Source organism: Roseibium album (assembly GCF_965233825.1).
GTDB lineage: Bacteria > Pseudomonadota > Alphaproteobacteria > Rhizobiales > Stappiaceae > Roseibium > Roseibium album.
Genome location: NZ_OZ247583.1, coordinates 6,521,507 through 6,536,787, shown reverse-complemented (window position 1 = coordinate 6,536,787; position 15,281 = coordinate 6,521,507). Strand labels below are relative to the sequence as shown.

General features: G+C 57.2%; 13 protein-coding genes. All 13 read left to right on the top strand.

Going from position 1 to position 15,281, the window contains the following annotated elements; translation table 11 throughout:
• The first annotated feature begins 1 nt into the window (after position 1).
• Positions 2-826 (top strand): TauD/TfdA dioxygenase family protein, encoded by an 825-nt coding sequence (locus ACO6TI_RS30060; RefSeq protein ID WP_108874825.1) that lies wholly within the window; start codon positions 2-4, stop codon positions 824-826.
• A gap of 292 nt (positions 827-1,118) precedes the next feature.
• Complete coding sequence (locus tag ACO6TI_RS30055) at positions 1,119-2,039, top strand: LysR family transcriptional regulator (RefSeq protein WP_422383962.1); 921 nt, start codon at positions 1,119-1,121, stop codon at positions 2,037-2,039.
• Positions 2,040-2,194: 155 nt separating this feature from the next.
• Positions 2,195-3,406, top strand: a complete 1,212-nt coding sequence (locus tag ACO6TI_RS30050; RefSeq protein ID WP_422385347.1) for an alpha-hydroxy acid oxidase — start codon at positions 2,195-2,197, stop codon at positions 3,404-3,406.
• 19 nt (positions 3,407-3,425) lie between these two features.
• Positions 3,426-5,156 carry a thiamine pyrophosphate-binding protein gene (locus ACO6TI_RS30045; protein WP_348315608.1) on the top strand — a complete coding sequence of 577 codons (1,731 nt, stop codon included), beginning with the start codon at positions 3,426-3,428 and terminating at the stop codon, positions 5,154-5,156.
• A complete protein-coding gene (locus tag ACO6TI_RS30040) occupies positions 5,156-5,512 on the top strand; it encodes a 5-hydroxyisourate hydrolase (protein ID WP_055112884.1) in 357 nt (118 codons plus the stop codon). The genes ACO6TI_RS30045 and ACO6TI_RS30040 overlap by 1 nt, the downstream gene beginning before the upstream one ends.
• A gap of 638 nt (positions 5,513-6,150) precedes the next feature.
• Positions 6,151-7,110, top strand: a complete 960-nt coding sequence (locus ACO6TI_RS30035; RefSeq protein WP_055112882.1) for a sugar-binding transcriptional regulator — start codon at positions 6,151-6,153, stop codon at positions 7,108-7,110.
• Positions 7,111-7,146: 36 nt separating this feature from the next.
• Positions 7,147-8,586 carry an extracellular solute-binding protein gene (locus tag ACO6TI_RS30030; RefSeq protein ID WP_029061153.1) on the top strand — a complete coding sequence of 480 codons (1,440 nt, stop codon included), beginning with the start codon at positions 7,147-7,149 and terminating at the stop codon, positions 8,584-8,586.
• An 86-nt stretch (positions 8,587-8,672) separates the two neighbouring features.
• The gene (locus tag ACO6TI_RS30025; protein ID WP_055112880.1) at positions 8,673-9,587 is read left to right on the top strand and encodes a carbohydrate ABC transporter permease; all 915 of its coding nucleotides are present in this window, start codon (positions 8,673-8,675) and stop codon (positions 9,585-9,587) included.
• A 1-nt stretch (position 9,588) separates the two neighbouring features.
• The gene (locus ACO6TI_RS30020; RefSeq protein ID WP_055112878.1) at positions 9,589-10,446 is read left to right on the top strand and encodes a carbohydrate ABC transporter permease; all 858 of its coding nucleotides are present in this window, start codon (positions 9,589-9,591) and stop codon (positions 10,444-10,446) included.
• A gap of 5 nt (positions 10,447-10,451) precedes the next feature.
• Positions 10,452-11,558 (top strand): ABC transporter ATP-binding protein, encoded by a 1,107-nt coding sequence (locus ACO6TI_RS30015; protein ID WP_422385346.1) that lies wholly within the window; start codon positions 10,452-10,454, stop codon positions 11,556-11,558.
• Positions 11,555-12,679 carry an ABC transporter ATP-binding protein gene (locus tag ACO6TI_RS30010; protein ID WP_055112876.1) on the top strand — a complete coding sequence of 375 codons (1,125 nt, stop codon included), beginning with the start codon at positions 11,555-11,557 and terminating at the stop codon, positions 12,677-12,679. Before ACO6TI_RS30015 ends, ACO6TI_RS30010 begins: the two co-directional genes overlap by 4 nt.
• Positions 12,676-14,241 carry an FGGY family carbohydrate kinase gene (locus ACO6TI_RS30005; RefSeq protein WP_422383961.1) on the top strand — a complete coding sequence of 522 codons (1,566 nt, stop codon included), beginning with the start codon at positions 12,676-12,678 and terminating at the stop codon, positions 14,239-14,241. The genes ACO6TI_RS30010 and ACO6TI_RS30005 overlap by 4 nt, the downstream gene beginning before the upstream one ends.
• The gene (locus ACO6TI_RS30000) at positions 14,238-15,275 is read left to right on the top strand and encodes a 2-hydroxyacid dehydrogenase (RefSeq protein ID WP_196879627.1); all 1,038 of its coding nucleotides are present in this window, start codon (positions 14,238-14,240) and stop codon (positions 15,273-15,275) included. Before ACO6TI_RS30005 ends, ACO6TI_RS30000 begins: the two co-directional genes overlap by 4 nt.
• Positions 15,276-15,281 lie beyond the last annotated feature (6 nt).

Genomic DNA, 15,281 nt, shown 5'->3' with positions numbered 1-15,281 from the left:
CGTGACATACGAGACGATAGAGGTCCGGCCCGTGACGCCGTCGCTGGGTGCCGAGGTCGACGGGGTTGATCTGACCAGAACATTGGCACCCCTCCAGATCCGGGAAATCCAGCATGCCTTGTTGGCCCATCAGGTTTTGTTCTTTCGAAACCAGAGGCTGACTTTTGAGCGCCACAAGGAATTTGGCCGTCTGTTCGGCGACCTGGATGTGCATCCTTATGCGGCCTCGCAGGAAGGACATCCCGAAGTGTTGCCCATCTATGCCGATGCCAATTCTAAACAGATCCCCGGTGAACGCTGGCATTCGGATGTCTCTTGCGATCCGGAACCGCCCATGGGGTCGATACTGCACATTCACACACTGCCACCCGTCGGTGGGGACACCTTGTTTTCAAACATGTACGCGGCTTACGAGGCGCTCTCGGACAGGATGAAAACCTACCTGGACACCCTGGTTGCGGTTCACGATGGAGCACCGGGTTATCGCATGCGAGCCGCGAAGGACGGGAAGCAGGAAAACAGGGAATTTCCACAAGCAGAACATCCCGTTATTCGAACGCATCCGCAGACAGGACGGAAACTGATTTTCGTCAATCCGGTGTTTACGACGGCAATTCTTGATCTGCCGGCTGCGGAAGGTGACATGGTCCTGCGGTTTCTCTTTGATCATTGCAATCAACCGCAGTTTCATGCCCGGTTTCGCTGGCAGGAAAACTCGGTCGCCTTTTGGGACAATCGCTGCGTCCAGCACATTGCAATGTGGGACTATTTTCCACAGACCCGAGCCGGAAACCGGGTAACGATCAGGGGCGACAAGCCCTATTGACCAGAGTCTGGGGCACAGAAATCATTCACGGGTTTTCAGATGCCGGATGTTCCTCTTTGTATCTGCCGCACATGAGTTCCGGATAGTCTGAATTCGAAATGGCGTCTTGCTCCGGCAGGAAACAGACATTCCGTCGTGTTTGCCCGACGAGATTGGTGGGCTGGCGCGAATTGATTTTCAATTCATTTGGTTTTCAAATATATTTGCCGAATGCATCCAGATTTTGCTTGTCTGGACAAGCCAGTGCATCGATGCCGTGACGGCGCAGGGCTACAAATACCTGGAGGACAGATTGAACCTACGACAGCTCGAGGCCTTTCGAGCGACCATGCGCAGCGGGTCGATTACCGAGGCAGCTGAAATGCTGCACATCTCGCAGCCGAGCGTCAGCAGGCTGATCGGAGATCTGGAGCGTTCGGTCGGATTTCCGTTGTTCTTGCGGTCGGGCCGGGGATTGACCGCCACCGTGGAGGCAAAGACCTTCTATCAGGGGGTGGAAGGCATGTTCGTCAGCGTGGACAGGCTGCGGGAACTGGCTGAATCCATTCGCACAACGACCGGTGGGGTCATCTCGATTGGAACCATTCAGTCGATCGCAACAATCGAGTTGCCGAAGGCGTTGAACAAGCTTTATCGACGGTATGACGATATCAACTTCATGGTCCATTCACGCAATACGCCTGCCATTCTGGATGCGGTGCAGTTGCATCAGTTCGATCTTGGGATCGTGGGTCGGCAACCGCCTTACGAAGGAGTTGAAGTTCTTTCGCAACTCGCTGCACCTTATGTTTGCCTGATGCCGGAGGATCATCCGATCGCGGACCAGCCTGGTGCGGTCGATCTGGAGGAGATCGTCGACAAGGAGAATTTCGTGACGTTCGGCGGGGTGTTTCCCGATGCGATGTCCTCGATTGACAGTGATCTTTCACGCAGAATGCAGAGACGCTCGCGGATTTCCGCAACCAATATTCCCGTTGCGGCCTCCATGGTGCGTGAAACGGGCGTATTTGCAATCGCGGATCCCTTTTCTGCCGAGCAGGCCGTGCGGATGGGAGAGGTCGTTTTTCGGCCTATCCAACAGGATCTGCGCTATTATATCTCCCTGATTGTTCCAGGGCGCGAACACCTGTCGCGGCAGGCACTGGAATTGGCCGACATTCTCTCTGCGCAACTGTCCGAGCGCGTCGAGGCAGTTAACAATTTCGTCAGATAGTTTGCAGTGCAGAGACGAACCCACTTGGGATTTTTGAAAGACATCGACCAATTCATAGCAAATTCAAATACGTCGCAGATCTATTTCGATTGGTTCAAAAATTCTCTTCCGCACTAACATAGGCCCAACCTCTTGATTGTGGCGAGGGCCTTGAAATCGCGACCGAACCAGACAAAACAGCTGAACAAAGCAAGCGCATTTTCTCCACGGAAGACGCGCGTCAGCTTGCAAGCCGTCGACAGCCGAGACTGATCTTTGATTTTGTCGAAGGAGCAGCCGGCCGGGAGTTTGCCGCGGCGCAAAATATCCGCAAGTTCGAAGATGTCATGCTTCAGCCAAAAGTCATGGAAGACGTTGCGCATCGGACGTTGCTGAAACCATTCCTGGGCAAAAAATACGACCTGCCATTCGGCATTGCGCCTATGGGCATGTGCAACTTGTCCTGGCCGAATGCCGACTATCATCTGGCTCAGGCCGCCAAACACCACAATATTCCGGTCTGTCTCTCCTCTGCCGCTTCGAGTTCGATTGAGGAAATGTGGCAATGGGCGGGCGAAAATGCCTGGTTTCAGCTTTATGCCGGACAGTCGGTGGAGCAGTCCCTGTCACTGATCGAGCGGGCTGGCCGCGCAGGTTACGATACCGTCATACTGACGGCCGACGTTCCGCAGGTTTCGCGAAGAGTGCGGGATCTTCGCAACGGGTTTCACATGCCGTTCCGCATGACTCCAAAACTGTTGCTCGATTTTGTTCTGCATCCCCACTGGTCCCTCGCAACCCTGTTCAACGGCGCTCCGGAGCCGAAAAACTTCAAGACCGCGAACGGAACCACGCAATTCGATCGCAGTGCGAGCCGAGCCAGCGCCGACTGGAAATTTCTGGAGCGGCTGCGGGCGGAGTGGCCAGGAAACCTTGTCGTCAAGGGCGTAACCTCGCCTGCAGATGCCGTCCGCATCCAACAAGCCGGTGTCGACGCGGTTTATGTCTCCAATCACGGTGGACGCCAGCTCGACAGCGTCCCCGCGGCAATCGACATACTTCCGCAAATCCGGACAGCGGTCGGACCCGACTATCCGTTGATTTTCGACAGCGGCATCCGAAACGGAGAAGACATCGTCAAGGCGCTGGCGCGGGGTGCCGACTTTGTCATGATCGGGCGGCCGGTTCTCTACGCGCTGGGGGCGGATGGAGCGCGCGGTCTCAATACGCTTTTGAGTATTATTGCCGAAGAAGTGAGCCTGACATTGGCACAGCTAGGGCTGAGTGACGTCGCGGATGTGGATGCGGAAGTCCTGGTGTGCCCTGACGACACAAACACGAGCGACGCGCCTGTCGCTACCCACTTTAACAAGAAACTGATGCGCTAGCCGAGGAGGCGTCCCAATCATGAACGCTGTTGCGAAAATTCGCGGCGGAGCATTGCTTGCCCGTGCATTCAAGGAAAAGGGTGTGGACCATGTCTTCACTCTTGCCGGCGGGTTCTGTAACCCGGCCCTGGAAGGTTTCATGGAATGTCAGATGCCCGTGATCAACTGCCCGCACGAGCAGGTATCAGGGCATCTGGCGGATGGTCATGCCAGGATCACTCGCAAACCCGCCGTCTGCCTGGTCGGGCCGGAAGGCTTTGCCAATGCGGTGCCTGCCATGCTGGAGGCCTGGGGGGAACGCAGCCCGGTCATTTTCGTCACCGGTTCGTCGACGCTCAAACGGCAGGGGGCAGGTGGTTTCAAGGAGATCGACGACGTCGCGATTGCCGCACCGCTGTGCAAATACTCCGCGCAAATAGTCGATGGCACACGCATCAGCGAATTTGTCGATCGTGCCTGGACCGCGGCCACGACGGGATATCCCGGTCCGGTTCACCTGGCGCTGCCCGTGGACATCATGTTTTCTTCATTCGAAGAAGATGCTGGCCGGGCCGAACGTCCGTTTGACCGGTCAGACAGACCACTCCCCCGCGCGTGGCCGGACCCCAGCCGACTGGCGGAAGTGCTGGATCTTGTGAAGGCGGCGGAACGGCCGGTGATGATTGGCGGGCACGGGGTCTGGTGGAGCGGAAGCGAAGCAAAACTCGGCTTTGCCGGCACCAGACTGAAGATGCCCGTTTTCAATGTGCCCTATCACACCAAGATGCTGGGAGAGGATTGTGACGCCTATATGGGGCTCGCCGACTTTCACCAGTACCATCCCTCCAGACCAGCCATTCATGAAGCCGATCTGGTCCTGATGGTGGGATGCCGACTGGACAACCAGATGAATTTCGGCAATCCGCCGTTCATACCGCCGGAAACGAAGTTGATCTGTGTGAACGGCAGCCATGAAGAGCTCGAATACAATATCGGAGCCGACATTCAGCTTCTGTCCGATCCCGGAGCGTTTCTGGAGGCCCTGGCGGGTGTATCTGAAACCTGGACCGACTGGCTGGAACTCCAACGCAGGCGGCGTTCCGACTGGGTGTCGGAATGGTCGGACCATATTGCCGCAGAAACCGCTGAAGACACCGCGCAGGGCCGCCAGATGCACCCTCTCCAGCTTGCACTTGATGTCCAGGCCGGCATGACCGATGGCGACTGGCTGGTCTTTGACGGCGGCAATACCCACTTCTGGAATGAAATCGCCACGAATATTGCTGCCGCAAGAGGACGCACACTTGGCGGAATACTTCACCCGGGCAACTACAGCCTGCTGGGTGTGGGGGTTTCATTTGCACTCGCCGCAAAAAACACGCATCCCGACAAGACCGTGGTGCTCGTGACCGGTGACGGGGCGTTCTTGTCGGGCGGACTGTCGATCGAGACCTGTTTTCAGGAGAATATTCCGATCGTGGTTGTCGTTGACAACAATGGCGGCCTGGATTGCATCAGCCAGCAGCAGGAACGACTGTTCAAGAACCAGCAGCACTTTGCGACCGACTTCAGGGACATACCCTTTCACTCGATGTTCGAAGGTCTTGGAGGATACGGCGAACTTGTAGAGCGCAGGGAGCAGTTCGGCCCGGCACTTCAGCGGGCAATCGCAAGCGGCAAGACGGCATGCGTCAATGTCAAATGCAGAGGGGTTATCAGTCCGATTGTTGCCGCGACATCCGACAAGCGCGACAAGGCCTCGATCGAGTGATGGCCGTTGTCTCTTCTCATGTCCTGAACGGGGTTGATGGAACACATGCGGGCAGTGTCGGCATTGTGCTCCACGAGATAGGCCAAGACGGGTCCAGAAGATGCGTCTTCGCGAGCGAAACGGATCCGGGTGGTCGTTTGGTCGAAACGATAGACGCAAGCGAGATCGATCCGTCGGCCGACTACGAACTGGTTCTTGGGTCTGGACGTTATTGGGCTGAAATACACCCGGAAGCAGACAACAATCAGATCATTGGCGAAGTCGTCCTGCGTTTTCGAATGCCCGACAACAATGCCAGGTATCACATGCCGGTGATACTCTCGCCGAACTCTTATTCGACGTGGCTTTCACGATGAGAACTGCTCGACAGTCGATCTGACCAAGTTTACGCGGCGACCTGATACCAGTTTGAATGTGCACGAGCGTTGATGCCCACCATCGCCAGCCAACCGAACCTCACGGCATTCTGCACCAGGAGGGGAAACCGGTTAGCGGCATCCGGCATTGTTCCATTGTGACCGGTCGAAAATCCGGCTGGCGCGAGCCGGCCGGAGTTCCAGTTTGCCGGCTCAGTTGGTCGCCAACTTCCAGTTTCCGATGAACTGGCGAACGCGGCGATAGCTGTGACCATTGCTCAAAAAAGCAGTTTGTTCTCCAGGCGGCCATTGAATGTTTCAACGAAGCCGACCTGCGCCGGCTAATCTGAAGCGAACCTCTTGCAAGTGGCAATATTGTCCGCTGAGGGATCCTTCCCAGGGGAGCAGTTATTCCCGACTTGCCGACTGTCCGGTTTCCTTGATGTGCACTAGCTCGTCTGGCCTCTGATGGTGTCGTGCAACGCGTCAATAAAACTCGATATCCGCGCAAAATTCCGAACTGGTGTTCCGGCGCCGTTGATTTGAATTGAGTTGCCGGAACGACCGGCAACTTGACCTCGTGACCTCAAAGTGCAATATTTTGCATCAGTGCAATATTTTGCAATTGAGCGATGTGAATGGCGGTAGAGGCAAAAAACAATCCTGATGTGGCTGCTCGTGCCGCCTGGCTGCATTTTGTCGGCGGGCTCACGCAAGGCGAAGTGGCCCGTCATCTCAACGTCACCAATACCCGGGCACACCGGCTGATCGCACGTGCGCAGGCGGACGGTCTGGTCCAGATTTTCGTCGATGTTGAAGCGACCGAGTGCGTCATGCTGGAACGCCGGCTCATGGAGCGGTTCGGTCTGAAGTTCTGCCGGGTCGCAATGGAGATTCCCGAAAGCGGACCGATGCCTCTTCGATCGCTTGCAACCGTGGGCGCGCAGTATCTCATGGAGGTTTCAAGCGGCAAGCGCCACAAGACGATCGGTCTTGGCAATGGCCGGACGCTTACCGGTTCGGTCAATGCCATGGGGCGGGACCCTGTCGTCGGCAAGCAGTTCGTTTCCGTGCTTGGTGGACTGACCCGTTCCTTTGCCGCCAATCCCTATGACGTGATCTATCGGCTCGCCCAGAAGACGGGCGCGGAGGCGCATCTTCTGCCTGCCCCGCTCTATGCAAATACCGCGGAAGACAAGGCGGTGATGATGAAGCAGTTCGGCATTGCCGACACGATGGCGCTGATCGACGAGGCGTCGCTGGTTGTGCTCGGTGTCGGAAGTCTCGATCCGGATTCAGGCAGCATCATCGACACGGCGATAGACGATCCGAACAAGACGAGAGAACTCCGTGAAGGCGGAGCTGTCGCGGAATTGCTTGGCCAGTTCTTCGACATCGACGGGCAACAGATCGAGACGGAATTTGACCAACGGGTCATGGCGCCGCCGATCAAAAGCCTGAAAGGACGCGAAGTGACCGCGATTGCTGGAGGAGCAAACAAGGTCAAGGCGATTACTGCTGCACTGAAGAACGGTCATCTGACCGGTCTACTGACAGACGAGGTAACTGCAAAAGCGCTTGTAGAAGACCACGAATGACGCGACGAGCCAGGATTCACTAGGGAGGAAATACAGATGTACGAAAAGGAAAAAGATGCCATAGGGGCGTTCCTGCGCGGGGAGATGGATCGCAGGGCGCTTATTCGACGTCTTGGCGGACTTGGCATGACCGCAGCATCTGCGGGAACGCTCTACAACATGATGGCGAACAATGCGCATGCCGCCGATTTCGATTGGCAGAAACATAAAGGCAAGAGCGTAAAACTGCTGCTGAACAAGCATCCCTATACGGATGCCATGATAGCGAACCTGCCGAACTTCAAAGACATGACCGGAATGGATGTTTCCTACGACATCTTTCCCGAAGACGTCTATTTCGACAAGGTGACGGCTGCGCTGTCGTCTCGCTCGAGCGAGTATGATGCGTTCATGACCGGCGCTTACATGACATGGACCTACGGTCCGGCGGGCTGGATTGTCGACCACAATGAATGGCTCAACGACCCTTCGAAAACCAATCCGAACTACAATTGGGACGACATGCTGGAAGGCGTGCGCAAGTCCTGTGCCTGGAATGGTGTTCCGGGCGGTGAACTCGGTTCGCCCGATGCCAAGCAGTGGTGTATTCCCTGGGGTTACGAGCAGAACAACATCACCTTCAATGCGGCGATGTTCGAAAAGGCCGGCGTCAAGGTGCCGACCAACCTGGACGAGATGCTGGAAGCTGCCGCTGCGGTTCAGGCAGCCAATGATGGTGTTTACGGCGTCGGCGTTCGCGGATCACGCTCCTGGGCGACGATTCACCCGGGTTTCCTTTCGGCCTACGCGAATTTCGGCGAGCACGACCTGTCGAATGACGGCGGCAAGCTGAGCGCGGCGATGAACACGGCCGGGTCCAAGGAATTCCACTCCAAATGGGTCAAGATGATCCAGGAAAGCGGTGCGAGCGACTGGTCGACCCATACCTGGTACCAGGTCGGAACGGATCTGGGTGCCGGCAAGTCCGCGATGATCTTCGATGCCGACATCCTGGGCTATTTCATGAATGGCGGCGAGAACGCGATGGCAGGCCAGTTGCAGTTTGCCCCGTTTGCGGCGAACCCGGCAGCATCGGCACCGACCCCCAATATCTGGATCTGGTCCCTGGCCATGTCAAAGTTCTCCAAGGACCTTGATGCAACCTGGTACTTCATGCAGTGGGCCTCGGGTCCGGAGCACGGATTGTTCGGTGCGACGGAAATGGACTTCGTGAACCCTGTCCGCAAGTCGGTATGGGACAGCGACGTCTTCCGTGAGCGGTTGAACAAGAACTATCCGGGTTACGTGGAAATGCATGACGTTTCAGCACCCGGAGCGTCGATCAAATTCACCGCACAGCCATTGTTCTTCGATCTGACCACAGAGTGGGCGGCCACCTTGCAGCGGATGGTTGCCAACGAGGTTCCGGTCGATGAGGGCCTTGATCAACTCGCACAGAGCATGAATTCCCAGCTCAGTGAAGCGGGATTGAGATAGGTCGCAGCCTGCGGCATGCGCGGTACCCAACACCGCGCATGCCGTCTTGAGCCAATCAACAAAGACACTCCAAGCCTGGTGTTTCCATGACCGACACCTTGACGACCCGGCGACGTCAACTGATCTCGCCAAAGGTGCTTCCCTATGTCCTGAGTCTTCCAGCGCTTCTTGTGTGCATAGGGATACTCATTCCGTTCGTTACGGCGATTTTCTACTCGCTGCAGCGCTACAGGATGTCCCAGCCCTGGAACCGGGGGATGAACTGGGGTGAGAACTACGTCAAGTTTCTCACCGATTCCGATTTCTGGAACACTCTGAAGGTATCGCTGGTTTATGCCGGCTCCACGGTGGTCCTCGAACTGTTGCTCGGTCTGGCGATCGCGCTCCTGCTGAAAAAGCGGAGTACCGTCAACAATTTCGTTTCCATCATGCTGCTTTTGCCGCTCATGACGGCACCGGCCCTCGCGGCACTGATGTTCAAATTGATGACCAATCCGAATTTCGGGATCCTGAGTTACTTCATGCAGGTGATCGGGTTCGATGATTTTCGCTGGGGATCTTCGCCGGGAACGGCGCTGTTTACCGTGATCCTCGTCGATATCTGGGTCTATACGCCTTTCATGATGATCCTTCTGCTCGCCGGTTTGCGATCGCTGCCAACCCAACCCTTCGAGGCCGCTGCCCTTGATGGTGTGCCGCAACTGGAACAGTTCTGGCGGATCACGTTGCCGATGCTGATGCCTTATATCCTCACGGCAGCTCTGTTCCGGCTGCTCGATTCAATCCAGCAATTCGATATCATTTATGCGATGACCCAGGGCGGACCGGGGGACACGCTGATGGTGTTCCAGGTGGAGGCGTATCTGAATTTCTTCCAGTCGACCAATGTCGGACGATCTGCGGCTTTGCTGCTGATCCTGTGGGCAATCACATATTTCTTGTCCAACATATTCGTCAAAAACTGGCTTCGGCTGCGTGAACGCGCAAAAGGGGGCGCGTGAGATGGATCATACTTCTTTCCTGGAACGCTGGTTCCGACGAGTCGCGCTCTCCATCATCATCGTCTTTTTCATGTTTCCGATTTTCTGGATCGTGCTCATGAGCTTTCAGACGAACGAAACGATCCTGCGGTCGCCGCCTTCGATGTCCTTTACGCCGACGCTGGACAACTACATGGCGATCATTGCCGGGCGGCTCGATTCAAACGTTGCCAGCATGGGCATCGATTTTGTGAACAACCTGATGAATTCGATTATCCTGTCGGTGTGTTCGGTCGCCGTTGCCCTGGTCCTTGGTGTGCCTGCGGCCTATGCCTTTGCGCGGCACAAGTTCAGGGGCTCGGAAGATATCGCCTTCACGCTGCTGTCTTTCCGCTTTGCCCCACCACTTCTGGTCCTGCTTCCTTTGACGCTCTACTTCCAGGAAATAGGTCTTGCCGATACGTATCTCGGGCTCGTCTGGGTCTACCAGCTGATCTGCCTGCCGCTAATCCTGTGGATCGTGCGCGGCTATTTTGAAGATATCTCACCGGATATCGAATACGCCTACAGGATCGCGGGCCATAGCTGGTTTTCCACTTTCCGCAAGATTGCCTTGCCGCTTGCCGGTCCGGGTATTGCCGCAGCCGGCCTGCTGGCATTCATCTTTGCCTGGAACAATTTCATCTTCGCGCTGGTGCTTGCCTCCGCAGACAAGCAGCCGGTCACAGTCGGGGCGCTTGCCTTCGTGACTGCGTCCGGCATTCAATATGGGCAGATCGCGGCCGCAATCGTGCTGTCGATCGCGCCGACACTGGCGCTCGCCCTGTGGGCACAGCGATATCTTGTCGAAGGGCTTTCCCTCGGTGCGGTGAAGGGTTGATGCGGATGGAATTTCTCGAACTCACCTCACTTTCGAAATCCTTCAGCGGTGAGACCGTTCTGGACGAGGTATCGCTGAGTGTGCAGAAAGGGGGGACGCTCGTGCTGTTCGGCAAGTCCGGTGCAGGGAAGACCGTCTTGTTGCGCAGCATCGCCGGGGCGATCGAACCCGATGACGGAACCGTCGTCATCGGCGGTGAGGATGTGACGAGCGTACCTCCGGAATATCGCGGCATCGGAATGGCGTTTCAGAATTTTGCGCTGTTTCCCCACATGACGGCGTATGACAATATTGCAAGTTCGCTCACATCGAAGCGCATGTCGGCCTCGGAGATCCGCACGAAAGTGGATGCGGTCGCGAAGCTCCTGAAGATCGAACATGTCCTTTCGCACGCGCCCAAGGCGCTCTCGAATGGTCAGAAACAGCGTACGGCACTTGCCCGGGCCCTGGTCTCCGAACCCAGGGTTCTGCTGCTCGATGATCCCCTGCGCAACGTGGATGCAAAATTGCGATTTGAAATGCGCCTGGAGTTGCCGCGCCTCCTGGCGGATCGTGGCGCGACGATCATTTACGTCACGCAGGACTACAAGGAAGCCATGGCTCTCGGAGACCGTATCGCCGTTCTGGACCAGGGCAAGATTGTCCAGATCGGATCTCCCGACGACATTTATCGGCGTCCCGCGAACACGCAGATTGCGCAACTTTTCGGAGACCCGACCATCAACCTACTCGACGTTGTTCCCAAGGAAGACGACCGGGGCCTGCACGCATTCCTGTCCGATCAGAGGGTCGACTTTCATGGCAAGTTTCCGGGCGTTGCCGGCAGGGATTGCATTGTCGGATTGAGGCCGGAGGCCCTGTCATTTACCGAGACCGGTGGATTTCCGGTCACAATCGAGGCGGTCACCCCGTTCAACGAAAAGACCGTGACGCTGGTGACGACATTGCGTGGGCGGGAAATTCTTTTGTCCCAACCGGCTCAGGATCCGGTTCCGACCGGTCCCAAGGTGAACCTGCAGATCGCGGCGCGGGACGCGATCCTGTTCGATCGGGAAACGGGAAACAGGATCGCGCCAGAGCCTGACGGCAATCGGGTGGAGGAAGCAGCATGACGGCGCAACTCCACCTGAAAACTGTCAACAAAAAATACAATCCCGGCACTGCGCACGAGGTGCACGCGGTCCAGGATCTCGATCTTGAGGTTGAACGCGGCGAGATCGTTGCATTGCTGGGATCATCGGGTTGTGGCAAGACATCGACGCTGCGCATGATCGCAGGATTCGAAGAAGTGAGTTCGGGCGAGGTCGATATTGACGGGCGCCGGATTGACCGGCTCGCGCCGGCAAAGCGAGGCGTCGCAATGGCGTTCGAGGGCTATTCTCTTTATCCGCCCCTGACAATCCGCGAAAACATCGCGTTCGCCCTCAAGTCTGAAAGGTTACGCCAGGCGGAAGTCAATACAAGGGTCGAGCAGATCGCGGCGCTTCTGGAGATCAGCGACATTCTGGACAAGCACCCGAACGCGATATCCGGCGGGCAACAACAAAGGGTCAGCCTGGGGCGTGCGCTTATCCGTCGTGCCGACCTGCATGTCCTCGACGAGCCGATGGGACAGCTGGAGCCTCAGCTCAGGGCGATCCTGCGCGGCCGGATCAAGCACTACATCAAGGAACATGAGTTGACGGCGATTCTCGTGACTCATGACCAGACCGAGGCCAATGCGCTTGCCGATCGCATTGCGGTCATGGAAGGCGGTTTGTTGCAACAATACGATACGCCCGAGAACCTGAAAAACAGGCCCGCCAACATCTTCACCGGCGCATTTATCGGCGAGCCGCCGATGAACCTTTTTGCGGCGGTTGCCGAGGTCGTTGCCGACCGTGTCGATCTGCGGCTGGCACCGGATATTGCACTGTCCTATCCCTCAGCCGCGTTTTCCGAAGAATTGCAGCAGCGCATCCAGCAGGATCAGGGTGTGATGATCGGAATACGTCCGCATTCTGTCCAATTGACCGAAGAAGGACTGCCGGCGGAGGTTTACGCCAATCAGTGGCTTGGTGACCAGACCCATATCGCCGCGCGCTTTGCGGGTGGAAGCATCGTTTCGGTCGTTCATGACCTCGCGCTTCCCAAACCGGGTGATCGGATCAACCTGTCCATTTCGGCACATGATCTGCACATATTCGACAACAACACCGGAGATGCACTCAGTCATGGAGGACAGTTGGCATGAGTGCAAAGGATCTCCTTATCGGGATCGATGCCGGAACCTCGGTGATCAAGGCCGTGGCCTTTGATCTTGCCGGACGACAGATTGCCCTGGCCAGTCGTCGAAACGAATACACGACGCTGCCGGGGGGCGGTGTCGAACAGGACATGAACCGGACCTGGCACGACACGGCGCAGGTGCTCGCTCAACTGGCGGAAGAGGTCCCGGACTGTGCCAGGCGTTGCGCGGCAATCGGTGTCACAGGTCAAGGTGACGGAACCTGGCTCATCGACGGGGACGGCGAACCCGCGCATGACGGCTGGCTCTGGCTCGACTCGCGGTCAGCGGCAACCTCGCGCCGATTGGCGGAGATGGATGGAAGCCGCGTCATCTACGAACGCACGGCCACCGGCATCAATGTTTGCCAGATGCGCACCCATCTTTGCTGGATGCAGGAGAACACGCCAGATCTGCTGAAGAAAAGTGCGTCTGCACTTCACTGCAAGGACTGGCTCTACTACAAGCTCACCGGCGTGCTGGCGTCAGACATTTCCGAAGGTGTTTTCACGTTCGGCGACTTCCGGACTAGGGATTACAGCCCCGATGTCCTTGAGTTGCTCGGACTTTCTGATCACGCGGATCTGCTTCCTCCGATCATTGACGGTACAAAGATATCCCATGGTCTGACCCGGGAAGCCGCGGAGCTGTGCGGGTTGGTCGAGGGAACACCGGTCAGTCTTGGTCTTGTCGACGTCATGTGCAGCGCACTCGGCGCGGGACTTTACGACCCCTCAGTGCTGCCGGGCCTGACAATTCTTGGATCAACCGGAATGCATATGCGTTTCGTCAGGGATGCCGATGCCGTTGTTTTGAACGACGACGCGTGCGGCTACACGATGCCGTTTCCCGGTGGGGCATTTGCGCAGATTCAGACCAATATGGCTGCCACACTGAACATAGACTGGGCGCTCGGCCTGGCGGCACAGGTCTTTGCGTCCCAGAATCTCAGCGTCGATCCCGAACAGTTCCTTGTTTCGATGGACGATTTGGTGCTCGACGCAAAGCCGGGCAGTGCGTTTTACCATCCCTATATTTCGGCGGCCGGTGAACGGGGTCCATTCACCAACCCCGATGCAAGAGCGAGTTGGACAGGCCTCGACCAGACGACAACTTGGGCCGATATGCTTCGCGCTGTATTTGACGGTCTCGTTCTGGCCGCCAGGGATTGTTACCAGACCATGGGAAGCATTCCCGGAGAAATCCGTTTGACCGGTGGGGCCGCAAAGTCGCGTGCATTCCGGATCCTGCTGTCTGCCTGCCTCCAGGCACCGGTTCGAACAATCGGCCAACCGGAAGCCGGAGCCGCGGGAGCTGCAATGATTGCTGCCGTGCAGCAGGGCCTGTTCAAGGATATCGCAGCTGCCGTGGACACCTGGGTTACCCCGCTCCTGAACGATGCGATTCTCCCGGATGACCGGCTTACCGGATCCTACGACACCCTTTTCAAAACCTATCTGGAGACGAGGCTGATCCTGCCGAAGGCGTGGGACAGCCAAGCGCAGGCCAGGCGGGAGCTGAGCAAATGACGACTGTTGCAATCATTGGTGACCGGTTCATGGAGTCGTCAGTTTTCGAGAGAGAAATTCTGGCTCTGTGCGGTGATCGTGTCACTTGCAAATGCATGGATCTGGCATGGCCTGACGAACCGATGGAACATGGATACGCCGCTCCCGGACTGGAAGGTTTGAAGGAGTATATGGGGACGCCTGAGATGGTCCTCTCTCACTTGCAGGACGCGCAGGTGCTGGTGACGCATCTTGCGCCCGTTTCAGCCGGCGTTCTGGAATCCGCTCCCAATCTCAAGTTGGTCGGGGTATCGCGCGGCGGGCCGGTCAACATTGCGATGGAAGAGGCGCGTCAAAGAGGCGTGCTGGTTGTCAATACACCCGGCCGAAACGCGTCCGCAGTTGCGGAATTCACGATCGGGGCAATCATTGCCGAAACGCGCAATATCACCAAGGGGCATGATTCCCTGCGGGCAGGTGATTACCGGGGGGATCTGTACCGCGCGGAAATTGCGGGAAACGAGCTGTCCGACATGTGTGTCGGCGTCATCGGCTACGGTAATGTCGGAACGCGCGTCGTGAAGCTGTTGCGCGCCTTTGGCACCCGTGTGCTTGTCAATGACCCTTATGTCCAGTTGTCGGTCGACGACAGTCGCGGTGGTGTTGAACAGGTTTCTCTCGACACCCTGCTGAAGGAAGCCGACGTCGTCACGTTGCACCCCCGGGTCACCAAGGAGACGACCGGAATGATCGGCGCGAATGAATTCGCGGCGATGAAGCCGGGTGCCGTTGTGGTCAATACTGCCCGGGGTCCGTTGATGGATTATGATGCGCTGTTTGAAGCCCTTTCGAGCGGGCACCTCGGTGGAGCGATGCTGGAAACATTTGCCGTCGAGCCGACGAATCCCGAGGACCCGCTTCTGCAACTGCCGAATGTGACGCTTACACCTCATATTGCCGGGGCTTCCCGAAAGACGGTGAAGATTGCCGCGAAGAAGATCGCCGAAGAAGTGCGGCGCTGGATTTCCGACGAACCTCCGCTCAGTCCGTGTTGAGGTCAC

Bases quoted from the DNA above. Each gene is read 5' to 3' on its own strand.
- ACO6TI_RS30040 (WP_055112884.1), top strand. From the start codon at position 5,156: ATGGCCGTTGTCTCTTCTCATGTCCTGAACGGGGTTGATGGAACACAT.
- ACO6TI_RS30020 (WP_055112878.1), top strand. From the start codon at position 9,589: ATGGATCATACTTCTTTCCTGGAACGCTGGTTCCGACGAGTCGCGCTC.
- ACO6TI_RS30005 (WP_422383961.1), top strand. From the start codon at position 12,676: ATGAGTGCAAAGGATCTCCTTATCGGGATCGATGCCGGAACCTCGGTG.
- ACO6TI_RS30030 (WP_029061153.1), top strand. From the start codon at position 7,147: ATGTACGAAAAGGAAAAAGATGCCATAGGGGCGTTCCTGCGCGGGGAG.
- ACO6TI_RS30035 (WP_055112882.1), top strand. From the start codon at position 6,151: ATGGCGGTAGAGGCAAAAAACAATCCTGATGTGGCTGCTCGTGCCGCC.
- ACO6TI_RS30010 (WP_055112876.1), top strand. From the start codon at position 11,555: ATGACGGCGCAACTCCACCTGAAAACTGTCAACAAAAAATACAATCCC.
- ACO6TI_RS30015 (WP_422385346.1), top strand. From the start codon at position 10,452: ATGGAATTTCTCGAACTCACCTCACTTTCGAAATCCTTCAGCGGTGAG.
- ACO6TI_RS30025 (WP_055112880.1), top strand. From the start codon at position 8,673: ATGACCGACACCTTGACGACCCGGCGACGTCAACTGATCTCGCCAAAG.
- ACO6TI_RS30000 (WP_196879627.1), top strand. From the start codon at position 14,238: ATGACGACTGTTGCAATCATTGGTGACCGGTTCATGGAGTCGTCAGTT.
- ACO6TI_RS30045 (WP_348315608.1), top strand. From the start codon at position 3,426: ATGAACGCTGTTGCGAAAATTCGCGGCGGAGCATTGCTTGCCCGTGCA.